This is a genomic window from Fulvivirga maritima (assembly GCF_021389955.1).
In the GTDB taxonomy this organism is placed as follows: Bacteria; Bacteroidota; Bacteroidia; order Cytophagales; family Cyclobacteriaceae; genus Fulvivirga; species Fulvivirga maritima.
Window position 1 is genome coordinate 4,053,423 of the sequence record NZ_CP089980.1, and the last position, 23,198, is coordinate 4,076,620.

At 38.4% G+C, this 23,198-nt stretch carries 23 protein-coding genes; 17 read left to right on the forward strand and 6 right to left on the reverse strand.

Translation table 11 applies throughout. The annotated features are described in order from the left end of the window. Nucleotides 1-5: 5 nt before the first annotated feature. Nucleotides 6-1,019, reverse strand: a complete 1,014-nt coding sequence (gene mgrA, locus LVD15_RS17190; RefSeq protein WP_233776456.1) for an L-glyceraldehyde 3-phosphate reductase — start codon at nucleotides 1,017-1,019, stop codon at nucleotides 6-8. A gap of 11 nt (nucleotides 1,020-1,030) precedes the next feature. Further along, a complete protein-coding gene (locus tag LVD15_RS17195) occupies nucleotides 1,031-1,492 on the reverse strand; it encodes a hypothetical protein (protein ID WP_233776457.1) in 462 nt (153 codons plus the stop codon). 97 nt (nucleotides 1,493-1,589) lie between these two features. Between LVD15_RS17195 and LVD15_RS17200 the strand changes: the two genes are divergently transcribed. After that, complete coding sequence (locus LVD15_RS17200) at nucleotides 1,590-2,084, forward strand: cupin domain-containing protein (protein ID WP_233776458.1); 495 nt, start codon at nucleotides 1,590-1,592, stop codon at nucleotides 2,082-2,084. Between the two features lie 54 nt (nucleotides 2,085-2,138). Here LVD15_RS17200 and LVD15_RS17205 read toward each other — a convergent pair whose 3' ends face one another. After that, nucleotides 2,139-2,984, reverse strand: a complete 846-nt coding sequence (locus tag LVD15_RS17205; protein ID WP_233776459.1) for an alpha/beta fold hydrolase — start codon at nucleotides 2,982-2,984, stop codon at nucleotides 2,139-2,141. Nucleotides 2,985-3,219: 235 nt separating this feature from the next. On the opposite strand from LVD15_RS17205, the gene LVD15_RS17210 reads away from it, so the two are divergent. Both LVD15_RS17210 and LVD15_RS17215 read left to right on the forward strand, forming a co-directional pair. Continuing rightward, the gene (locus LVD15_RS17210) at nucleotides 3,220-3,537 is read left to right on the forward strand and encodes a DUF3592 domain-containing protein (RefSeq protein WP_441708295.1); all 318 of its coding nucleotides are present in this window, start codon (nucleotides 3,220-3,222) and stop codon (nucleotides 3,535-3,537) included. Nucleotides 3,538-3,742: 205 nt separating this feature from the next. Then, entirely contained in the window at nucleotides 3,743-5,344 is a 1,602-nt protein-coding gene (locus tag LVD15_RS17215) for an NADP-dependent glyceraldehyde-3-phosphate dehydrogenase (protein WP_233776461.1), read from the forward strand. A gap of 105 nt (nucleotides 5,345-5,449) precedes the next feature. On the opposite strand, the gene LVD15_RS17220 is transcribed toward LVD15_RS17215, so the two are convergent. Together LVD15_RS17220 and LVD15_RS17225 are read right to left on the reverse strand one after the other, a co-directional pair. Further along, nucleotides 5,450-6,031, reverse strand: coding sequence for a hypothetical protein (locus LVD15_RS17220; protein WP_233776462.1), 582 nt, complete (start codon nucleotides 6,029-6,031; stop codon nucleotides 5,450-5,452). 200 nt (nucleotides 6,032-6,231) lie between these two features. Then, nucleotides 6,232-8,598, reverse strand: coding sequence for a T9SS type A sorting domain-containing protein (locus LVD15_RS17225; RefSeq protein ID WP_233776463.1), 2,367 nt, complete (start codon nucleotides 8,596-8,598; stop codon nucleotides 6,232-6,234). Nucleotides 8,599-8,808: 210 nt separating this feature from the next. On the opposite strand from LVD15_RS17225, the gene LVD15_RS17230 reads away from it, so the two are divergent. The 14 genes from LVD15_RS17230 to LVD15_RS17290 all read left to right on the forward strand — a co-directional run bounded on the left by LVD15_RS17230 (nucleotide 8,809) and on the right by LVD15_RS17290 (nucleotide 20,024). Further along, nucleotides 8,809-10,026: a tetratricopeptide repeat protein gene (locus tag LVD15_RS17230; protein ID WP_233776464.1), complete on the forward strand. Its 1,218-nt coding sequence runs from the start codon at nucleotides 8,809-8,811 to the stop codon at nucleotides 10,024-10,026. Between the two features lie 192 nt (nucleotides 10,027-10,218). Then, on the forward strand, nucleotides 10,219-11,151 hold the full coding sequence (locus tag LVD15_RS17235; RefSeq protein ID WP_233776465.1) for a hydrogen peroxide-inducible genes activator: 933 nt from the start codon (nucleotides 10,219-10,221) through the stop codon (nucleotides 11,149-11,151). A 114-nt stretch (nucleotides 11,152-11,265) separates the two neighbouring features. Further along, nucleotides 11,266-11,694 (forward strand): MarR family winged helix-turn-helix transcriptional regulator, encoded by a 429-nt coding sequence (locus LVD15_RS17240; RefSeq protein WP_233776466.1) that lies wholly within the window; start codon nucleotides 11,266-11,268, stop codon nucleotides 11,692-11,694. A gap of 12 nt (nucleotides 11,695-11,706) precedes the next feature. Next, complete coding sequence (locus tag LVD15_RS17245) at nucleotides 11,707-12,126, forward strand: organic hydroperoxide resistance protein (RefSeq protein WP_233776467.1); 420 nt, start codon at nucleotides 11,707-11,709, stop codon at nucleotides 12,124-12,126. A gap of 50 nt (nucleotides 12,127-12,176) precedes the next feature. Continuing rightward, nucleotides 12,177-12,326: a hypothetical protein gene (locus LVD15_RS27140; RefSeq protein ID WP_306416722.1), complete on the forward strand. Its 150-nt coding sequence runs from the start codon at nucleotides 12,177-12,179 to the stop codon at nucleotides 12,324-12,326. After that, nucleotides 12,274-12,798, forward strand: coding sequence for a nitroreductase family protein (locus LVD15_RS17250; protein ID WP_306416723.1), 525 nt, complete (start codon nucleotides 12,274-12,276; stop codon nucleotides 12,796-12,798). Before LVD15_RS27140 ends, LVD15_RS17250 begins: the two co-directional genes overlap by 53 nt. A gap of 122 nt (nucleotides 12,799-12,920) precedes the next feature. Continuing rightward, nucleotides 12,921-13,946: an LLM class flavin-dependent oxidoreductase gene (locus LVD15_RS17255; protein ID WP_233776468.1), complete on the forward strand. Its 1,026-nt coding sequence runs from the start codon at nucleotides 12,921-12,923 to the stop codon at nucleotides 13,944-13,946. Nucleotides 13,947-14,276: 330 nt separating this feature from the next. Further along, nucleotides 14,277-15,302, forward strand: coding sequence for an aldo/keto reductase (locus tag LVD15_RS17260; RefSeq protein ID WP_233776469.1), 1,026 nt, complete (start codon nucleotides 14,277-14,279; stop codon nucleotides 15,300-15,302). A gap of 686 nt (nucleotides 15,303-15,988) precedes the next feature. Continuing rightward, nucleotides 15,989-16,270 carry a hypothetical protein gene (locus LVD15_RS17265; protein ID WP_233776470.1) on the forward strand — a complete coding sequence of 94 codons (282 nt, stop codon included), beginning with the start codon at nucleotides 15,989-15,991 and terminating at the stop codon, nucleotides 16,268-16,270. 76 nt (nucleotides 16,271-16,346) lie between these two features. Beyond that, nucleotides 16,347-17,582, forward strand: a complete 1,236-nt coding sequence (locus tag LVD15_RS17270; RefSeq protein ID WP_233776471.1) for a peptidase U32 family protein — start codon at nucleotides 16,347-16,349, stop codon at nucleotides 17,580-17,582. Further along, nucleotides 17,582-17,812: a ferredoxin gene (locus LVD15_RS17275; RefSeq protein WP_202242577.1), complete on the forward strand. Its 231-nt coding sequence runs from the start codon at nucleotides 17,582-17,584 to the stop codon at nucleotides 17,810-17,812. The genes LVD15_RS17270 and LVD15_RS17275 overlap by 1 nt, the downstream gene beginning before the upstream one ends. 91 nt (nucleotides 17,813-17,903) lie before the next feature. After that, nucleotides 17,904-18,347 (forward strand): hypothetical protein, encoded by a 444-nt coding sequence (locus LVD15_RS17280; RefSeq protein ID WP_233776472.1) that lies wholly within the window; start codon nucleotides 17,904-17,906, stop codon nucleotides 18,345-18,347. A gap of 198 nt (nucleotides 18,348-18,545) precedes the next feature. After that, nucleotides 18,546-19,751 (forward strand): IS4 family transposase, encoded by a 1,206-nt coding sequence (locus tag LVD15_RS17285; RefSeq protein ID WP_233776251.1) that lies wholly within the window; start codon nucleotides 18,546-18,548, stop codon nucleotides 19,749-19,751. Nucleotides 19,752-19,871: 120 nt separating this feature from the next. Beyond that, a complete protein-coding gene (locus LVD15_RS17290) occupies nucleotides 19,872-20,024 on the forward strand; it encodes a hypothetical protein (RefSeq protein WP_233776473.1) in 153 nt (50 codons plus the stop codon). Nucleotides 20,025-20,813: 789 nt separating this feature from the next. Here LVD15_RS17290 and LVD15_RS17295 read toward each other — a convergent pair. After that, nucleotides 20,814-23,132, reverse strand: a complete 2,319-nt coding sequence (locus LVD15_RS17295) for an ABC transporter permease (protein ID WP_233776474.1) — start codon at nucleotides 23,130-23,132, stop codon at nucleotides 20,814-20,816. Between the last annotated feature and the right edge of the window lie 66 nt (nucleotides 23,133-23,198).

Consider the following 23,198-nt stretch of genomic DNA (forward strand, 5'->3'; position numbering starts at 1 on the left):
TGCGCTTAAAGCGAATATTTATCGATTAATTGTAATTCTTCTTCTGTAAAATTGGGTTGCTCTAAAGCTAGCACATTTTCTTTGAGCTGCTCCGGAGAGCTAGCGCCAATAAGTACTGAAGCTACTTGCTTACGAGTAAGCAACCAGGCTATGGCCATCTGAGAAAGTTTTTGACCCCTCTGCTGAGCTAATTCTGCAAGAGGTTTCACTTTTTCCATATTTTGCTTTACCACGTCAGTATCAAGGTAAGTAAAGTTTTTGGCAGCTCTGGAATCTTTAGGAATATCTTTTAGGTATTTGTCTGTAAGCATGCCTTGAGCCAGTGGTGAAAAGGCAATGCAGCCCAGGTCGTTCGCCTCCAGGGTATCTAAAAGGTGATCTTCTACCCAACGGTTTAAAATAGAATATTTAGCCTGATGTATAATAAAAGGCACTTTTAACTCTTTTAATATTTTTGCTGCTTCAGCGGTTTTGGTATGTTCATAATTAGAAATACCTACATAAAGTGCCTTCCCTTGTCTTACAATATCAGCAAGAGCCAGCATGGTTTCTTCTAAAGGGGTTTCAGGATCAGGTCTGTGGTGATAATACAGATCTACATAATCCAGGTTCATTCTTTTTAAGCTCTGATCTAAGCTGGAGATCAGGTATTTCCTGCTGCCATAGTTGCCATATGGTCCGGGCCACATGTCATAACCTGCTTTGGTAGAAATAAACATTTCATCTCTAAGAGAGGAAAAGTCCTTTTTTAAAATAGTACCAAAATTGGTTTCGGCAGATCCGTAAGGAGGGCCATAATTATTAGCCAGATCAAAATTAGTAATGCCCAGATCAAATGCCGTTTTTAACATATTACGAGCATTCTCAATATTATCTACAAACCCAAAGTTATGCCATAACCCTAATGAAATAGCAGGTAGTAATACGCCACTTTTCCCACATCGGTTGTAGGTCATATGGTCATATCTTTCTGCTGATGGCTGGTAAGGTTTGTTGTTAGTTTTGTCGTTAATATGCATTTATATGTAAGTTAGTCGTTTTTGTCCTCAGGATCATCCCCATCTACGCCAGGTGGATTAAACAATCCCCATTGGTCTCTAATGTAATTCCACTGATCAAATGTCTTCACCCAATCAATAAATAATATGCGATACTCTTCAATGGCCTCTCTAATTAAATTGAGATAAGCCATTTGAGCAAAGCCCATATTTTCAAGAGCACTGCAGTGAGCTACCAGATCACGAGCAGCTTTTCTTATGAGCACAGCATTTTCCATGCGCAAATCATATAAATCGGCAGCTTCTGCTCCAGCCACTTTTACGGTGAGTTGTGAAGCGTCTTCAAGCATATATTCCCGATAGCTGTAGAGCATAGTTTCACTGTCAGGTATCAGGTCAGTGATCTTTTCCGTGAGGTTATAAATCTCTTGGCCTTTATGGTAGATCGCTAGCTCTTCAGGGTTAACACTATCCTCATCATCATGATCAAACATGGTACATTTACTTATTGGGATTTCAAAATTAACATTTCACCCCAAAAGAGCATAGTTAACTTTAGTATTTATAATTGATGAGATCTATATTTAAGGTATGACATATTCAAAACAGCACTGGATAGATAGTTTAGGCCTGTTGCCACATCCTGAAGGCGGATATTTTAAAGAGACCTATCGCTCAGATTTTCGAGTTGAGTTTACAGGCTTCAATGGCATCAGAAATGTGAGTACAGGCATTTACTTTATGCTAGGAGAAAATGATTTTTCAGCTTTTCATCGTATAAAATCAGATGAGATGTGGCACTTTTATGAGGGGTCAGCGCTGGAAATACACATGATATACCCAGATGGCAACTATAAAATGGTGAAGCTGGGGAGAAATATTGAAAAGGGTGAGGTGTTTCAATTTGTGGTACCGGCCGGTTGTTGGTTTGGCTCTCGTTTAGGTAAGGAGGGCGACTATGCTTTGGTAGGATGTACGGTAGCACCGGGCTTTGATTTTCAGGATTTTGAAATGCCTTCAAAGGCCTTTTTATTAGAGAATTTTCCTGATCATGAAAAAATTATTGGAGAACTTACCCGTGAGTAGTAAAGGTTGCCTCATTGAAACTGTGAGAATAGAAATAATGAGACAACCCATATTTCATGCGTTTTGCATTTCTTCTATATGTACAAAGTTGATGATAGATTTATTGATGTTATCCATCATATTATAGTAAGATCCGTGAGCAGCGTTATCATATACGATATATTCGGCACTTGGCAGTAGTTTAGTAGCTTGGTCTGCAGTAGCTTTTATAGGCACTGTGCTGTCTTTTTTTCCATGTATAACCAGTGCAGGCACCTGTATGTCTTGAATCTCTTTCCTAAGATCCGTTTTTCCCCAGGTATTAATACTTTCAATAGTAGCATTTAAATTAGCTTCCATAGCCATTTCATAGGTCCAGTCTAGTACAGGTTGGCTAACGTCCAGGCCTTGATCGGCACCATAGAAGTTTTTGAAAAACTCCTTGAAAAATGAGGCTCTGTCTTTTTTAATATTGGCGGCTAATTCATTGAGAGCGCTTTCTGGAACACCTTCAGGATTGTCTACTGTTTTTAATAAGAAGGGCGCTATAGAGCTGAGTAGTACTATTTTTGAAATTCTTTCGCTACCGTGGTTAGTCAGGTATCTTACTACTTCTCCACCGCCCATGGAAAAGCCTACTAGTATTACATTGGTGAGATTGAGCTGAGTGATAAGGGCATTGAGATCAGCGGCTAAAGTATCGTAGTCATAGCCAGTCTTGGGTTTGTCTGACTGTCCGAAGCCCCTTCGGTCATAGGCTATGCAGCGGAAATTGTGCTGTGAAAGCTCTTCCATCTGGAATTTCCACATGTCATGGTGAAGAGGCCAACCATGTATAAAAACTACAGGTTGACCATTACCTTGTTCTTTGTAGAACAGGTTAATTTCACCTTCATCGGTTTGTGATTTAATGTAATCCATGTTTTTAGCTGTTAAGTTTAACGTAGGTAATGAACCACGAAAATCTTTATATTGTTCTTTAAATTGAATAAAATTTAGAATCGTGTAAGGAAATGAGCTAAATAGTTAAAATAATATTCTTGAAATTGAAGTATTTAAAGTTATTGACATGATTCAGATATGGGTTCCGTTAATATTGGGGGGGGGCATACTTTTCATAATAGGCCTATACTTTTACCTAAAATGGCAAGAGTTAATGTCTAAGGGCAAGCGCACTATGGCTACGGTAAATGATTTTGCCCTAGAGAAAAACATGTACTATCCTGTAATACATTATACTACTGATAATGATGAGGTCTTTATAGAAAAACTGAGTATAGGCTCAAACCCTCCGAAATATAAGAAGGGAGATAAAATTCCTATCATTTATAGTGCACAGAACCCACAGGACTTTATGATAGATGACCCAGTGTATACTGAGGTGGTTTATAAAGTATTAATGGCTGTAGGTTTAACAGCTGTAGTCATTTGCGGAATGCAGTGGCTGGGATATATTAATATTTTTCCTAATTAAAGTTTAATTTATTATATTAATAGATGAGGTTGGGTTAGAAGTAAATACTTTATTAGTGTACATAATCTTGTGGTTTTTGAAATGTACTCCTATATCGAACAATGGGTATTTCAAGAATCTAAGGTTCGCTGAAAAGTGACTTTTAATGCTTCCTCAACCAGTTTATCCGATCAACCTTATACTTTAATGTTAAAAACCTAAGCCTATGGAAATGATTCAGGAAATTATTCCCCCTCAGTTTGAAATCAGAGAACTGATTCATCAAAACACTTATCTTGTAAATGGAGAGTTGAAAAAGTGGAGTGGTAAAACCACAGAAGTGTACTCATCTATTATCACTGAAAATGAAAGTGGTGCCTCTGGACCTACCTTGCTTGGTACCATTCCGTACATGACGGAAGAAGGGGCTATGGAAGCGCTGCACTCTGCTTGCGATGCCTATGGTAAGGGGCAGGGCATATGGCCGACCATGAGAGTGGCCGACCGGGTAAGTTGCATGGAGCGCTTTGTAGAGCAGATGAAATCAAAGCGCGACGAGGTGGTGAAATTGCTCATGTGGGAGATAGGCAAAAGCCTGCCTGACTCCGAGAAGGAATTTGATAGAACGGTAGAGTATATTTATGATACCATAGAAGATTATAAGCAGCTAGACCGAGACAGTGCTAAGTTTCATAAGCATCAGGGTGTGCATGCACATATTCGGCGTGGTCCTTTAGGAGTGGTATTGTGTTTGGGGCCTTATAATTATCCGCTAAATGAAACTTTTGCTTTGCTCATACCTGCCCTGATTATGGGTAATACCGCCATTTTTAAACCTGCAAAATATGGAGTTTTGCTAATTACACCTTTATTGGAGGCTTTTAAGAGCAGTTTTCCGCGTGGTGTAGTTAATATAATCTATGGAAGAGGTCGCGAGGTGGCGGCGCCTATTATGAAAACAGGCCGCATAGATGCCCTTGCTTTAATAGGTAATAGTAAATCTGCCATAGCACTGCAAGATCAGCACCCTCATAAAAACAGGCTAAGGCTGGTTTTAGGGTTGGAAGCTAAGAATCCGGCTATTATTTTACCTGATGCTGATCTGGATTTGGCTATAGATGAATGCATAGCTGGTACGCTCTCATTTAATGGGCAACGTTGTACAGCATTGAAAATTATTTACGTGCATGAAGAAGTAAGAGAAGAATTTAATAAGAGGTTTTCTGCCCGGGTAGATGCTCTTAAGTTTGGTAATCCGTGGGATCCGGGGGTAAAGCTCACGCCACTACCAGAACCTGATAAACCAGCCTACATTCAAGAGCTTATTGATGATGCTGAAGCTAAAGGGGCTGCTATTATTAATGAAAGGGGAGGAGAAACTACCGAGAACTACATTTTTCCATCAGTATTATATCCGGTAACTAAAGATATGCGGGTGTATGAAGAGGAGCAGTTTGGGCCGGTTATACCAGTAATTTCTTTTAAAAGTATTGACGAGCCGCTGGATGATATGGCTGATTCCAGCTACGGGCAGCAAGTGAGTTTATTTGGTAAGGATGTAAATACCATAGCTCCGCTTATTGATACTTTGGTGAATCTGGTGTGCCGGGTGAACTTAAATAGCTCCTGTCAAAGGGGGCCAGATGTTTACCCTTTTACAGGTAGGAAGGATAGTGCAGCCAGCACACTTAGTGTTCATGATGCATTGCGCTCTTTCTCCATTCGTACTTTTGTGGCCTCTAAAGACAATGAATATAATAATCAGATTTTAAAGGATTTGCTTGATAGTAAGGCCTCTAACTTTGTGTATACTGATTATATTTTGTAGAGAATAATGTCAATATTTATACTTGAGTAATCAAAGTAGTTTTGATACTAAAAAAGCCGCACTCGAAGATGAGTACGGCTTTTTAATCTGACGCCTTAGGTGTAATTATGATTTGCGAACGGTCTTTACTCTTGTTAGTAATAAGGTTTTATTAGTAGTCTTATGATATCTTGAAGGCTTTTCCTCAAGACCTATTATTTTAAAGGTGTCTACTACCTTTTCATTCCTTACTATTTTAATGAAGATATCATTATTGTTTTCAATAACATTAATTATGGTAGGGGAAAGGTAATATGACTTGTCATAATTTTGATTGCAGGTAGAAAGGTCAGTCCAGATAAATTTTGAATCTGAAATCATGCCCCATTCTATAAACCTGCAGCATTCTATGTTAGGATAATAATTTTTATGTAGCTGATGAATTTTAATGGTGTCTTGCTCATAATACATACTGTCATCGTTACAGCTTACATAAAGTGCTCTTTCTGATTTGTTTTCAAAGTTAGCTTCTATGAAGTGTTTGATTTCTCGCATTTTCATAAATGCGGCAGAGTTGTATTCTTCTTCTTCCTCATGAGGCACACGAGCCATTCCTTCAGGATTGGTTTCCGCCATGGCCAGATCAGAGGGCTGGGCATAAGCCATTCCGGAGAGTAAAGTAAATAAGGTTAGTATTATTGTTTTCATGGTTTTGGTCATTGTTGGCATACTACTTTTAAAGCCAATGTATTGCCAAAGCCAAATTCTGCTCATTTTGGGCCGTAAAGGCGGGTGAGAGCTTACTTCTCGAGGAAATATTTCTACATGAGTGTATAATTTGTGGAGAGAAAAAAATAAAGGCCTTCCTGTATAGGAAAGCCTTTAAGTATTGAACTGAAGATATTTTATTAATCCGATTTAATAAAATTAGCTGATTCTGTGTTCTCAAATGAGATAAGCCTTAGTGTGTAGCTGCCAGGCTTTAATTCTTGTATGTTAATAGGTAATGCGCTGGTGGCTTCTGTTATTTCATAGGAGTATGATTTCACTTCTTTTCCTAGTATATTATATATTTCAACTTCAATTTGCTGGGGTTGAAGATCTTGAACGTTAAGGTTAATGGCTTGTCCACTTGCTGGATTGGGGTAGAGCATAATAGTATGGTCTATCACTTCATTAGGAGCCGTGTTAAAGAAGTTTTCGTCAAAGATTTTATCTGATGCAGCTGTCCTTGCATTGGTAAGCCTTTGCTGAGCGTTAAATACTTCTTGCGGGCAGGTAATGATTCCATCCAGATCAAAACCGTCTGCAGCGCCATTAAATTGTGTAGGGTCTGATGAGTCGGTTATTCTTATGTATTCAGCGTAAGGCATGCCATTGTCTATTGCAGGCTGAATATCTAAAAACGAGGTGCGACAATAAGAGTTAGGTAAGCTATACCAGGTTTCTCCATCAGCAGAGAGCTTCACGTAGGCCTCTTCAGGATAGTTAAGCTCGCCATCTTCAATACATTGTTGATCGGCACGGCCAAAGCTGGTTTCAACTAAAATCATGTCAGGGTCGGAAGTGCCATCTCCATACACTCTTTCTGCCAGCTTTAATGTAATAGAACCACCAAATCCGAGGGCTACAAAATTGTACTCATTGTTCTCTTGGGGTTGGTTTAATGCCAGCTCTGGATTGCTACGGTTAGGGCGTACTGGTGTTGAGTTGTTCTTGTATCCTTGATTGAACTCTACCACCTCACTGGCAAAGCAGGTATTGGGAGTATTCGAATTGATGTTATAATTCCATAAAATAGTTCGATCTTCCACCTTAGTGTAGAAGAGGAAATAATCATTTATAAAAGTGAAAGCGGTATGATTAGTACTTGCTTTTGGGGTATTTAATATCACCATAGGATTAGTGCCGGCTACAGTGCCATCAGTATAATATAAGGTGGTAGATTCATTTTCATAAGCAAGGAAATAAATTCTGTTATTGTATTCCAAAATACCTCTGGCAGAACAGTCTTCTTTGATAGGGTAAGTGCCTGCTTCGGTGCCATCACTAACCCAAATGCTGCTTTCAAAACCTTCTCCGGAAGTGAAATATACCTGGTCATTTAGTAAGGTAAGTCCTTCTTTTGGTGCAAAGTCATTCATATTTACGTTTACATTTTCAGCTAGTATTACTGAAGTATTTGTACTAGGGTCATATCCAATTAATTGATGGCTAGGCTGTGATATATAAGTCAAGGTGCCATTAGGAAGAAATTTGTAAAATCCTTCTAAAGGAGGATTGTTGTTGATCAGGGTTGTGCCTGCACTGGTTCCGTCAGTTTTCCAGAATTGGGTGTCAGAAGAGATGTAGTTTTTTGAACCATCATAACTTACTGTAGGAAGGAAAAAATAAGCCGTTTCAAAGCCAGGTGAGTTGAAAAACGAGCGTGAATTTTCGAAGCCATTTTGATCAGTGCAGCTAAAGCTTTTGATTAAGGTTTTATTATCCTCAGTGTTGTCTGAAACCCACAGCTGTGTTTCGCATTCGGAGTCAGACTCGGCTGATGTTAAAGTTAGAATTTGGTTACTGCCAAGTTTGGTGATGCTCCTAATGGGATGATCAAAATCGGCCACTTTTGTAAATGAAGACAAATCAGAGCTATAAAGAGATTTTAAGTCGGGAGAAGGATAGAATATGCTGTACTGATCATAATAAGGTATGTTAGGGCTTCCTCCAGTGGCAGAGGATATAGCGAAGGGGTGTCGGCCTTGAATAGCATAAAAGCGTAGGACCGCATCGTTATGTAGCCCACGATAGGCTATCCACTCAGTCGGTGGAGTGAACGGCAGATCTGAGTCTCTCCGTACAGTGAACGTCAGGTCTCTCACTTCGAAACTACCCAAATTATAGAGTTCGCTACTGTAAGGATAGAGGTCCCAATAATCATAAAGCCCTGTATTATCATCGAAAGCAAAAAATAGCACATCTGGCAACTCAAATTCTGTATAATATACATTGGAAATAGAGTTAGCGCCATTATTTTCTACTATTGTCCAAGTGAATGAGCCATTAGATTGTACTACTGATGTGGTATTACTTGTTGACTTAATAAAGTGTTGCAAACCATAGGCATCGTAGTAAGCGAAAGACTGATGATTATACTCAGTAGGGTACTCATCGTTCATGATTTCATTAATTTGCGATTTTCCAATGGTTGGAAGTAGCAAAAAGAGAAGCAATACGCCTATGTTAAAGTTGGAACATAGGAAGGTTTTAGGTAATGATTTTTTCATAAATATGGATTTGTTAATTGTATACAAATAACATGATTCTGATTTGTGATGTTTTAGATTTACTATTATAAATTGTATAATATTAATATAATAATGGAAAAATAATATTAATAGTTTGAAAATTTATTATTGATTAAATCGTAATTGAAGCGATCTAACGAAAGTGGGTAGATTTTGGCACCCTTTTAAGCTTCCCTTTGTTGAGGATATATGAACCCTAACTACCTGATCTTTCATTTATTTTTGATTTCAATTCATGCTTTTGCTCAGAAAGAGAATAAAGATTATCATGATGTTTTTGAGCAAGGAGTGAATTACTGGCAAGCGAGACATTATGATAAGGCTGCTGATGCTATGAGTGAAGTGATATCACTGAAGCCAAGTTATTACGAGGCGTATCTTTATAGAGCAGCTTCCAAAGTGCAATTGCAAAATTTGTCAGCTGCTTTTTTAGATTATTCCATTTATACAACTGCCTTTCCTGAAGATGCAGAGGCTTTGTTTTCTTATAGTGTGGTTGCCTATGAGCTAGAACGTTTTCAAGAGGCTAAAAAGGGCTTCATGAAATTATTATTAATGCCTAAAGGAGCTACCACCACTGTGTTTTTTAGAAAGCCAGCTGGTGGTGGAGGAGTTGATAAGGTGTTTACCGCCCAAAGTTCTAATCAGGCCTATCTATTGAATTATATGGGGCTTGCAGAGCATGGGTTAGAGCATTATCAACTGGCTATTGATTATTATGATTCTGCCCTTTCTTCAACTGACGACGCTGATATTTTGATGAATAGAGCGCTTAGCTATCAGGCTTTAGGTAATATTGATAAGGCCATTGAAGATATGGAGTTGGTGCTGGTTCTGGAGCCCAATCATGCTTTAGCTAAGTATAATCTGGCTTTATTATATGAGCAATCGGGTGATAATGATAAAACAGAAGCCTATTTTTCTGAATCGATTCAAGATAACCCTGCTTCTCCTTATGGTTATAGGCAAAGAGGGTTTAAGCGGTTGGAGTCAGGGCAGTATAAAACGGCTATTGATGATTTTTCTGATGCCATCCGTTTGGCACCAAAAGATGCTGACACCTGGCTCAATCGTGGTGTTGCTTATGAAAAGGATGGCCAATTGAATAATGCTTTTAATGATTATACTAAAGTGGTAGAACTGTCTCCAGACTATGCTAAAGCATACTTGAATAGGGGCAATGTTTCTATTCGTTTAGAAGAATATAAGAACGCTCTTGATGATTATAATGTCGCCATTATTTATGATCGTGAATATGGTCTGGCTTATTACCAAAGAGGTATTGCTCACTATCGGTTAGGTGATAATATGGCTGCTTGTAATGACTTGAGTAAGGCTGTGGAATTAGGGGTAGATCCTGCAGCAAAAGTGAGGAAGAAAGTCTGTTCTTCTTCTGTCTCTCATTAAGAAGGGTGCTTAGAGTTGGTCGCTGGTACAATCTGTTAACTTGCTACACTTATTTAATCTATTAGTTTTATTTATAAAGTTGATTGTGATGTTGTATTTATTTAAAAAATAAATAGCTTTGAAGTCAATTAAGTGTTACGAATAAAGAGGGCTGGCTTTATATGGAATGCCTCTGCCTTTAAATCCTAATAAATGACTTTACAACAATTACAATATATAGTTGCTCTTGATACACACAGGCATTTTGTAAAAGCCGCAGATAGCTGCTTTGTTGCCCAGCCTACACTTACTCTCCAGGTGAAGAAGCTAGAGGAAGAGATAGGAATGAGTATTTTTGATCGGTCCACTCAACCCATTACGCCGACCTTAATGGGAGAACGATTCATTATTAAAGCCAGGCAAATTTTAAGAGAAGTTGCAGGACTTAAAGAGATGGTGAATCAGGAGCTTAACGACGTAAAAGGAAGCTTTAAAATTGGAATAATTCCTACTGTAGCCCCTTATTTGTTGCCTCTTTTTCTAAAAAACTTCAGCGATGATCACCCGGATATTTATCTGGAAATAAAGGAGATACAGAGCGAAGAGATAATCGCGGGTATCCAAAATAATACTTTAGATATTGGTATAATGGCTACACCATTGGCCGAAAGCCATGTGCGTGAGATACCTTTGTTTTATGAACCTTTTTTGGTTTATGCGCACCGAGATCATGCTTTATTGAAAAAGGAGGCCGCTGATCCTACCAATATAGAAAGAAAGGGCCTTTGGCTGTTAGATAAAGGTCATTGTTTTAGAAATCAGGTACTTAACATATGCGATGAAGAACGACATAATCAATCTGATGCGAGAATTTCTTTCGAGAGTGGTTCTATTGAAACCTTGAAGAATATGATTCAAAGCCATAGCGGCTATACGCTTATTCCTGAATTAGCCGTGCATTCCACACATGATGCTGATTTTGTAAAACGATTCAAAGAACCTCAACCAGCCAGAGAAGTGAGTTTGGTGGTGCATAACAGCTTTACTAAAGAATTGCTTTTGTCAAAACTTAGAAAGTACATTTTAAAAGGAGTGCCAGATAGCTTTAAGAAGAATGAACGCTTTATCACGGTTAAGTGGAGATAGCAATGCAATCAATTCTTTATTTCTATCATTAATTAATTCATAAAAATTAAAATTTTCATGTAACCTAATTAATTATTGTGCGTTATTAAATTGTGTACAATATAATTGCTTACAATGAATAAGTTCCTTTTAGAAAATCAGCTTTGCTTTAAGATGCATGCTATTTCCAGAATGCTTACGTCGCATTACCGGCCCTTGCTAGAGAAGTTGGAGTTAACCTACCCGCAATACTTGGTGATGTTGGTGCTTTGGGAAGAAGAGGCCTTATCAGTAAAAGAGCTGGGAGAACAGCTGTTTTTAGATAGTGGTACACTTACGCCACTTCTGAAGAGGATGGAGAAGAAGGGTATTTTGATAAGAAAGCGGAGTGAGGAAGATGAAAGGAGCTTGATAGTTAGGTTGACAGAGGCCGGTAAGCAAATGAAAGTGGATGCAGAATGCATTCCTGATGAGATAGTAAAGGCTTTGGATATGAATATGGAAGAATATGGTTTCCTTAAAACAAAGCTTAATGAGATGTTAAATAAATTGAATCAAAAATAAATATTTTAAATTATGGAAGCGATATACACAGCGCAAGCTACCGTTACAGGCGGAAGAAATGGACACGTTAAATCATCAAACGGGGTTTTAGATGCCGATATAAAAATGCCTAAAGAACTGGGCGGACCTGCAGAAGAGAATTTAAATCCTGAAATTTTATTTGCAGCAGGATATGCGGCTTGTTTTGATAGCGCCTTGAACTTAGTAATAAAAAATGCTAAGGTTAAAACAGGAGAAACAAGTGTAACTGCAGATGTGAGCTTAGGTAAAATTGGTGAAGGCTTTGGTTTGGGAGTGAAGTTGGAAATAAATATTCCAGAGGTAGATCAGGCTACAGCTGAAGAACTAGCCCAGAAAGCACATGAGGTTTGCCCTTATTCTAATGCTACCAGAAATAATATTGAGGTAGAGTTAGAAGTTACTACAAAATAATTATTATCTTTGTTCTATGTTTAAACATTGAATATTAAAAACACAGTGCAATGAGCCTAATAGATGATTTACAGTGGAGATATGCCACTAAGAAAATGGACGGAAGTGCCGTAGCTGAAGATAAAGTAGATTTTAGAGGCAATACGTATGGCACCAACTTCTATGGGAGTGCAGCCATTTCAGGTTTTGGTTATAACTGACCCAGAACTGAAGAAGCAGATACTTCCTGTAGCTTACAATCAACAACAAATGGTAGATTGCTCGCACCTTTTAGTGTTTGCCGCATGGGACAATGTAACTGAAGCCAGAGTAAAGGCTTTTATAGATCTTAACATTGAAGTGAGAAATGTTACAGCAGAGAAATTAGCTCCTTTGAGTGCTAATATGGAAAAATACATTAATGATACTGCTGAGAATAACTTTCAGTGGGCGGCTCGTCAGACGTATCTGGCTTTCGGAGTAGGTTTAGTAGCTGCGGCACAAGCCCGTGTAGATGCTACTCCTATGGAAGGATTTAATCCGGAGGCGCTTGATGAACTATTGGGACTTAAAGAATTAGGGCTACGAAGTGTTACTTTAATGCCATTAGGAAAGAGAGAAGAGGAGAAAGATTGGTTGGTAGCATTACCTAAGGTACGTAAGTCTAAAGAAGATCTATTTATAAGAAAGTAAAAGTTGGCTTAGTTTAAAACTAAAGGCTGTATTCAAACTTTGGATACAGCTTTTTTTCATTATAGGTATCTTTCATCTATAATCATACGTACTCATATTTAGAGTTTAAACGACGAATTTAAATGGAGAGAAGAGAAGATATTAAATACTCAGTTCTGGAGCTGGCACCTGTTCTTGCAGGAGGCACTCCCAGAGATTCTTTTGATAATAGTGTGACTTTAGCGAGGCATGTAGAAAAATTGGGCTATAACCGATTTTGGCTGGCTGAGCATCATAATATGATAAGCATAGCCAGTGCGGCTACAGTGGTACTTATTGGTCATATTGCAGGGGCTACTGAGTCTATTCGTGTGGGGTCTGGTGGTATTATGTTACCTAACCATTCACCACTGATTGTTTCGGAGCAGTTTGGTACCCTGGCTCAGTTATACCCGGGCCGTATTGACCTGGGACTTGGCAGGGCACCTGGTACAGATCAGGCTACTGCACATGCCATTAGGCCAGATAGAATACAGGCCGTACACCAGTTTCCTAGAGAAATAGAGCAGATTCAGGACTATTTTTCCCCTGAAAATGCTCAGGCTGGCGTTAGAGCTACCATGGCAGAAGGTGTAGATGTGCCTATATATGTTTTAGGTTCTAGTACTGACAGTGCTTATCTGGCGGCCGAAAAAGGATTGCCATATGTGTTTGCCAGTCATTTTGCACCTACTCACTTGTTTGAAGCTTTGAATATATATTACAATAATTTTAAGCCTTCAGAATATTTGAGTGAGCCTTATACTGTAGCAGGGGTAAATATTGTGGCTGCTGCTACTGATGAAGAAGCTGATAGACTTTCAACTTCTATGATAAGGATGATGCTTGGCGTTTTGACCAATAAAATGGATTATCTACAACCGCCAATCGATATGACTCCTGAAATTAGGGAGCTGGTAGAAAATCCTGCATTCCAAAGGATGATGAAATATGCTTTTGTAGGATCTAAGGATACTGTAAAGGAGAAAACAGCTCAATTTTTGAAAGAGACAGGCGTAAATGAACTCATTGTCACTTCTAATATTTATGATATTAAAGATAGGCTAAAGTCATTTACCATATTCTCGCAAGTGATGCAAGAATTGAATATGGCAGAGCAAAATGCCTGATAAAGTCTAAAGAATAATAGAAATTAAAGCCGTGTCAATAATTAAATTGATACGGCTTTTTTGTTTGAATTCTTACCGAATATTTCAATAAATAGTAAGGATTATTGCCAGAATTGGAGATGCAAAACCTTTATAACTGTATTTTTTACGCTTATGTAATTCTAACTGATTTATGGGTGGATATATCTTAGTTTTAGTGGCTAAACAGGTGGTGTTAAGGCTTGTTTACACATTAAAACTAAAAGCATGGACAGAAGAAATTTTATAACCAGATCATTATTAGCGGATTCAGGCGTTTTGGCGGCCAGAAATATGGCGCAGGCTTAGAAGGTGGAGGCTTCACCGGCTTTACTAGATAAAATAAAGAATTATACACCCAAGGGAGAAATAGGAATGGGAGGAGTGGCTGCCGGAGGCGCTTTTCAGCAGCATTCTGAAATAGAGGTGATGCAGGCCTATGAAGCTTCGTGGGCTGCTGGAGTGAGGTATTATGATACATCTCCTTGGTACGGTATTACTAAAAGTGAGCGTAGATTAGGCGTTTTTCTTGATGGTAAGGATCGAGATTCATATACACTTTCAAGCAAAATAGGTAGGATAGTTATTCCTGATCCTAAATCTACTATTGAAGGTAAGCAGCGGGTTTGGCCAGGTACTCATCATTATAAATTTCATTATGACTATAGTGCAGAAGGAGTAAGGAGAAGTATAGAAGATAGCCTGAAGCGCATGGGGCAATCTCATTTTGACATAGTATACATTCATGATCTATCTCCTGATAATGGTGACTTAGGTGCTGACTGGGAAAAGTATTTTAAAACAGCAGCTAAAGGAGCTATGCCTGAACTCACCAAAATGAGGGAAGAAGGTATAATCAAAGCCTGGGGACTTGGGGTCAATACTATTGAACCTTTGATGAAAACGCTGGAAGTGGCTGATCCTGATGTTTTTCTAAGTGCATGCCAATATTCATTAATCAAGCATGAGGAATCTCTTAACAGGTTGTTCCCGGCAGTGGCCAAGCGGAATATTCCGGTAGTGGTAGGCGGGCCGCTAAATGTTGGCTTCCTGGCAGGAAAAGATAGGTATGATTATGGTCCTGATATTCCAGAAGAAGCCCTTAAGAAAAGAGAAAAGTTATATGAAGTGTGTCACAAATTTGATGTAGATCTCCGAACTGCTGCTCTGCAATTTTCATCTGCACCTAAAGAGGTTTCTACCATATTGGTGGGTTCACACACAGCAAAACAGGCGTTTGAAAATGTAGCTTCTTTGTATGAAGATATTCCTGTTGAGTTTTGGGAAGAGCTGAGAGTGAAAGGCCTTATTGCCGAAGCGGCACCGCTACCAGCATAAAGCTTCAAAGAATTTACTTTATTATTGAATGTGAAATTGAAGTACTCGAAATGTCGTCATCTTCAAAATAATGAAGACTTCGGGTACTTCTTTGACCTCAAACCGAGTGTTGATAACAGAGCCAAATTCATCCTGATACCTAACATTTGCTTCAAGCGCACCAAGAAGAATGACATAATCTACTCCCTAAAATCCAGAGTCCTCTCCACGGCAGGAGAGATCTATATATTTGGTTAAGGAAAGCTTTTCAAATACCAGCCAACTTGGACTATCAGGTCTTTATGTTGTTTAGCTTAGAATACTTACTTTTTACAATCAATCAAAAAAGTAGTAAAAAGCTCATTCTTTCTGTGAGGTCTTCCGCTCACTGAAACATTTCATATAAATGAATTGCCACTAAGGACTTGAGAATAGGCGGATTTTCAATATTATTCACCTCACGAGGAACAACAAGATGAAACCACGGCCGAGTCACATTGAGCCGTGTCGAAATGTAGACGATCGGTTCAGATTCATGATTTAATAAGATCTCAACTATTTTGACTGCTTTCATATTACGTGCTATTTGCATAAGCTTTCAAACAAGCGTCAAAGGTAGGCTCTCGAAGGATAGACTTTCTAAAGGCTAATAGGTCTCTGATGCATATGAGGAGATTTCTATATATTTACCCATTCAAAATAAAAGCATGAAATACTATTTTAAACGGCATTGGGATGAAACCAGAGGCGATGATTATGACTCCTGGGGTACTTCTGATTGGTGGTTTGAGACTGATGAGACTGGCGAAGTAATTAGGCAGATGGAGTTTTATGAAGCGGGGCCAGTGCTTAAGTATAATGAACTTTATCCCGAAGATAAATATGGAGGATTAAGTGAAGTGCCATTGGATTTGAAGGAGTTCAAAGATTTTGCGATTACCGAGCAGGATTTTGAAAACCAATGGAATACAAGTTTGAATTTTACATAGCAATCACTGACAAATGTCATGTTCTCATATTTGAGAATAGATTAAATTTGCGGCCGGTTTTAAAAGAATAGGTAAGATGCAAAGTGGTAAGATAGAAATTATGGCTCCTGTTGGTTCGTTCGAATCATTATCGGCAGCATTAAATGCAGGCTGTAATTCAGTGTATTTCGGTGTAGAACAGCTTAATATGAGAGCGCGCTCCTCTGTGAACTTTACTACCGATGACCTTAAAGAAATAGTAAGAAGATGTAATGAAAAGGGGGTGAGAAGCTACCTTACTATTAATACGGTGCTTTATGATCATGATATCAGGCTCATGAAAACTTTGGTAGATCAGGCCAAAGAGAGTGGCGTGTCGGCAGTGATCGCTTCAGATCATGCGGTGATGTCTTATAGCCGAAAAATTGGCCTTCCTGTTCATATTTCAACTCAGGCCAATGTTACCAATATAGAAACCATTGAGTTTTATAGTGCTTTTGCTGATGTAATGGTGCTATCACGTGAGCTCAGCTTAAGGCAGGTGGCTCATATTACCAGAGAGATCGAAAGACAGCAGATTACCGGTCCTTCAGGCGAGCTGATCAGAATAGAGGTTTTTGCTCACGGAGCCCTTTGTATGGCCGTGTCGGGTAAATGTTACCTGAGTTTGCACTCTCATAATGCTTCAGCCAATAGAGGTGCTTGTATCCAAAATTGCAGAAAAACCTATGTGGTAACTGATGATGAAGGCACAGAGCTGGCCATAGATAATGAATATATAATGAGTGCCAAGGACTTATGTACCATTGGGTTTATAGATAAAGTGGTAGAAGCAGGTGTTCAGATCCTGAAAATAGAAGGAAGAGGCAGATCAGCGGACTACGTTGATACTACTATAAGTTGCTATAGGGAGGCAGTAGATGCAATTGAGGCCGGTACTTACACCGCAGATAAAATAGAAGACTGGACTAACCGTCTGGCTAAAGTATATAATCGTGGTTTTTGGGATGGCTACTACCTGGGCCGTAAAATGGGTGAATGGAATAATACTTATGGCTCTAAAGCCACTGAGAAGAAGATTTACATTGGCCGTGGAGTAAAATATTTTGGCAAAATAGGGGTGGGTGAGTTTCAGCTGGAGGCCCATCAACTCAACAAAGGAGATAAGATATTGATTACCGGGCCTACTACCGGAGTAGTTTATGCCAATGTGGAAGAGCTCAGAAAAGAAGATTTATCAGTGGAATATGTAAGTAAAGGAGATACTTTTTCTATGCCTATAGAAAATGCAGTGCGTGGATCTGATAAGCTTTATAAAATAGTAGATGCCTGATGCCTCGTATACTTTTTCAACGGAATAAATGTATAGGATGCAACGCATGCGTAGAAGCAGCCCCCAACCGTTGGCGTGTTTCCATGCGCGATGGTCGCTGTAACCTGGTAGGGGGCATAGAGAAAAAAGGCATTTTTCAAACAGATATACACATGGTAGAACTGGATGAAAACCTACAAGCCGCAGCCAACTGCCCCATGCGTATTATTCAGGTAGATGAGGGCAGGTGAGGCTTTTTTCAATCTCATAGATTAATATTTAATTCCAATCTAATTTTTTGCTCACATCCTTTTACACCTTATTTGCGTATGGATAAAAGGTATGAGATCCTACAAAATACAAAAGTTCATTTTTTTCTTCGTGATTGTTGGTTCCTTAAGCTTCTGGGTAAGTGATTGGGTGCCTATTGAGGTCACAAATAGAGTCATTCGTGATCTATTTACAGTAGTGGTGTTATGCGGCACTTTTTTATTATTGATTTTATCAGCCGGCAATATTTATAGGAGTAGTAAAACCAAGAGAATAGTACTAACTATTGCTTTCATTTTACTGATCCTGCATAATTTAATATTCGCTTTTGTAGCTTCATGGCGCCCTGTCTATGAAGATAAAAACGTATTGTGGACTGATCCTGAAAACCAGAGTAGAAAAAAAGTGGAACAACATGCTATGTTAGGTGTGAGTGTTGATCTTTATCGTACTGCAGAAATCATAGAGATAATGCCTGGTTTTCGGTATATTGTGGCTTCGGAGGATTTGTATTAGGAGCATAGTGGCAAGATTTAATAATTAACCATATTGTGGTATAATAAATTGATCCTAAGCTACTATAGTATGATCTTTTTTTATTAATTTACTTTAATAATTATCACTAGTGTCCGAGAAAAAAGATAGGGGCCTCTGAATAATTTCAGGAGTGCCCCATAATGTGTATTTTCGGTTTACCACAACAAAAAATCACACATGAGTAAAAATACATATTTCTACGGACAGCCAATCTTTTCTCAACTATTATCGCTGATAGATAAATCGGTGTTAAATCAAATAATATCAAAATACCAATCTGACAGATATTACAAGAAATTGAATACTTGGCATCACCTAGTAAGCATGTTATACTGCTGTTTCAGTGGGGCAAGTGCTCTCAGAGAGCTTACTACGGGGCTTTTGGCCTGCCAAAACAAGCTGATCCACTTAGGTATTCAATTTATACCCAGACGTTCCACTTTATCAGATAGCAACAAAAAACGCAGTAGTATAGTCTTTGCAGACATTTACATGAAATTGTTTAAAAAGTATCGGCACCTTTTGCCGGACAGCCGCTTGAGAATGGAAGTTCTCAATAAACTTTATATTGTTGATTCAACGATTATTAGTCTGTTTAAAGATATTCTCAAGGTAGCAGGACGCCCTAGAAAAGATGGCAAAAGCAAGGGAGGCATTAAAGCTCATGTAATGATTCATGCGGCAGAATTAATGCCATGTTTAGTACGGTTGACCAAGGGAAGTCAGCATGATCATACATTTTTAAAGCAATTACAACTCCCAGAAGGATCCTATGTGGTGATGGATAAAGGGTATATCGATTATAGACAATACGCACAGTGGAGTCATCAAGGGATATTTTACATTACCAGAATGAAGGAAAATGCCAGATATCAATCAATAGATGAGCTAGAATTGCCTGAAGATAAAGACTTTTGTGTACTTAAGGATGAAAAAGTTGTTATCAGTTTCAAGACTGATGGACAAGTGCAAGAGCTTCAAAATAGAAGAATAGCCTATTATGATGACCTCAATAATAAATTATTAGTGTTTATGACCAATAATATGGAGTTGGAAGCAGCCACAATAGCGGCCATTTATAAATACCGATGGCAGATAGAGCTTTTATTTAAAAAGCTGAAGCAGAACTTTCCTCTCAAATATTTTCTGGGGGACAACCAAAATGCTATTGAGATCCAAATTTGGAGTGCCCTGATCTGTCTATTATTGATGGAAGTAGTCCGAAAACAGATCAAAAAAAGATGGGCCTTCTCTAATATGGTCTCATTGGTAAGGTTTCACTTGATGGCCTATGTTCACCTTACCCGCTTTCTAAACAATCCAGACCTAGAACTTCAAAAAACAATATATAAAACCAATCAATACCCTTTATTTAGTCCATAGAGGGCTCACTTTTCCAGATTAGAAGAAAACCACTTTATTTTTGCTTAGAATCGCTAAAATTTCTTAGACCAGAGTTTAGTCGGACACTAGTGAATAATTATATACTAATAATTTAAGCTTATGGCTGCTTACACGAAAGAGAAAGTTAACGAAGAAATGTATAAGATTACTAAGTCTGGTACTTTCACAAAAGAAGATAAAGATATTATTCTTTCTAAGAGTTTCCGTAAAATTGTTACTAGTCTCAAGCCTGTAGAGTTACTCAATAGATAATGTCATGGAGTATATTGTTACTCCCTCTACTAGGTGGATACACTTTACTAACTAAATGTATAAAATACAAATATTTTTACAAAAGAACGGAACGTCAAAGACTCGTTTTTGATTCAATAATTGCTGGGTTAATATTTTTCACTTTCAGTTATCTTATTTGGATAATTGTTTTATTGAAATGGAATGACGAAATCAATTTCATTCTAGATAAGATAGACCTCAATATAAAGTATTTACCCCCGTCGGTCATTTCAATTTTAATTGCTACATTTTTCACATTTGCTTTTAACTACTTCAGGAAGACAATAAAAACTGGTATTTAGCAGAAGTAATAGAGAAAACAGGGAATTCATTGCAAAAGGATTTTCTTGAAAGTTTTTTTTATGACAGGATTGTGATGATAACCCTAAAAAACGGGAAGGTGTATGTCGGACTCATATCCGAATTACACGAAGCACATCCGCAATCTTCATACGTAAGATTAGTTTTGTTTTACAGCGGATATCGAGATCATAAAATGGATATACACTTATTAAAGGATTATAATTTAAATGTTTATGAGCAAGATGAGGCAAATACTCTTATTTCTGTAGTGGTAGCTGAAACAGAAATTTTGAGTTTAACATTTTATGAACAAGATGTTTATAATAGGCTAAACTCAAAATCAGAATCCCATTTGTCAAAACTATTGAAACTAGTAGGTCATATATTTTAATAAAACCTATTTCCTCATCAATAATATCAGCCATAGCTTGTCAATTTCAAACAACTCAATATCACCTGCTAAAATCACTCATACTTCAAAGACTTTACAGGATTGCGCATAGCTACTTTAATAGTGATGTAGCTAACGGTGATCAGCGCTATAGTAATAGCAGAAACACCTGCTATGGCAAATGGAGCTATACCCAGGTCTATGTGGTAAGCAAAGTCAGCAAGCCATTGGGTGCTGTAGTACCAAGCTATAGGTATGGCAATGATAAAAGCTATGCCCACCAGTTTTAAGAAGTCGCTGGAAAATAATTTTATTAGGCTCAATTCACTTGCACCTAGCACTTTTCTAATACCTGTTTCCTTGGTACGCTGCTCTGTAAGGTAAGAAGAGAGTCCGAATAAACCGATGCAGGCAATCAATATGGCGGCTGTGGCAAAAATATAATTCAGTTTGCCGGTTGTATTTACTTCGCTATAGGCGGCCTGATAATCGTCTTCTACAAATGAATAATCAAAAGCATATTGACTTTCATATTTGGAGTAAACCGCTTCTATTTGTTTTAAGGTTTCTGCTTTGTGCTCACCAGATACGCTAATAAAAGCTTGCCATATTTCTTTTGGGTTATATAGTAAAATCAAAGGTTCAATAGCTTTAGTGATGGATTGATGATTGAAGTCAGACACCACGCCAACTACTTTGCCTTTCTTTCCCCAAACCACCATCTCGGTACCGATTAAGTCAGACTTATTAATAGCTCGTGCCGCTGATTGATTCACAATAAAATATTGTTCACCTTCCTTCTGATACTTCTCAGGAAAATTCTGCCCTTCTATAAGTTTTAGCTCAAAAGTTTCCAAAAGGTTTCTATCTACCTGCATCACATTAAAGTAGACAATAGCATTTTCCGGTTTTCCCTCCCAGTTAACAAAGCGATTGCCATTAGAAATGCTCAGCGGATTATGCTCTGTAAATGAAACTGATTTCACATCAGGGATTTGTAAGAGGTCATTTCTATATGCGTCTGGCTGGTCTGAAATGCTGTGGAGGCTATGATGTACAATGTTGTCTTTTTTTATGCCCAGATCCTTTTGTTGTATGAATGAGATCTGATTATAAACTACAATGGTATACACAATAAACACTATTGAAAGGGTGAATTGAAAAATAACCAGGCCTTTACGTAAAAGGCTGAGACCAGCAGAGGGGGAGAGGGCATTTTTTAATGTTTTAGAAGGAGCAAAAGCTGACAGATAAAAGGCAGGATAAGTGCCAGCCAGCATTCCTACGAAAATACTTACGCCTAAGCAGGTAAAAACAAATGGCGCAGAGGTAAAGGGCATTTCAATATGCTTTTGAGTGAGTATATTGAACAAAGGGAGGATCAGGTGGGCAAGTGTAAGCGCTAATGCTGTGGAGATTAGCGTGATAAATATGCTCTCCAGAATAAATTGAATTACTAATTGATACCTAAGTGCACCTACGGTTTTGCTTAATCCTACTTCTTTGGCTCTTCTGCCTGCCGTTGCCGTAGATAGATTAATGAAATTGATACTAGCTATTACAAGGACCACAACTGCTATGATGCTCATTAACTGAACATACTTAATGCGGCCACTGGCTTGCCTGCCTTCAGAAAAATCACCATACAGATAAGTGCGATTGAATGGATATGCGAATAATCCATCTTTAACGTCCTGACCGGTAAATTGACTGATGAATTTTCCTAATTTCTGATTAACGTCTTTAATATCAGCTCTCTCAAAGAGAGAAACATAGGTGCTGACATTAAAATTGGTATATGCGCCACGAGAGTTGCCAGGTTGCCACCAGGGGCGGAATGCATCTTCAAACTCACCGTATGACATTAGGAAGTCAAACTGTATGGAAGACTGCTTAGGCACATCTTGCAGAACACCGGTTACTACATAGTCTGCAGTGCTATTTTTACCTTGAGTGATGGAGATGGTTTTGCCAATGGCGCTTTCCTTTGGATAATATTTTTTGGCCAAACTTTGAGTTATCAGTACCGTATTGGGTTGATTGAGTTGGTTTTTGCCTTCAAGCATTGGAAAGGTGAAAATGCTGGTGAAAGCGGCATCGGTGTAAAGCCCTTGCTCTTTGAATTTATAATGCCCGTTGTTAAAAACTACATTGGCCGCGAAAGATCTGCTGATGTATTGAATTTCCGGAAGACGATCTTGCAAGGGGCTCGCCAGAGCTGAAGGAGAAAAGGGGACTATGTTAGCTTCTTCGTCACTTTTAAGTTCAGCGAAAAGTTGGTAGATATGATTGTTGTTTGCATGGAACTGGTCATGTCTGAGCTCATCCCAAACCCAAAGGGAAATGAGTAATACACAGGTTAGGCCAAAGGCCAGCCCCAGAATATTAATCAAAGAATAAAATCTGTTTTTAAAAATTTGTCGATATGAGATCTTTAGTAAGTTAAATAGCATTCTTGA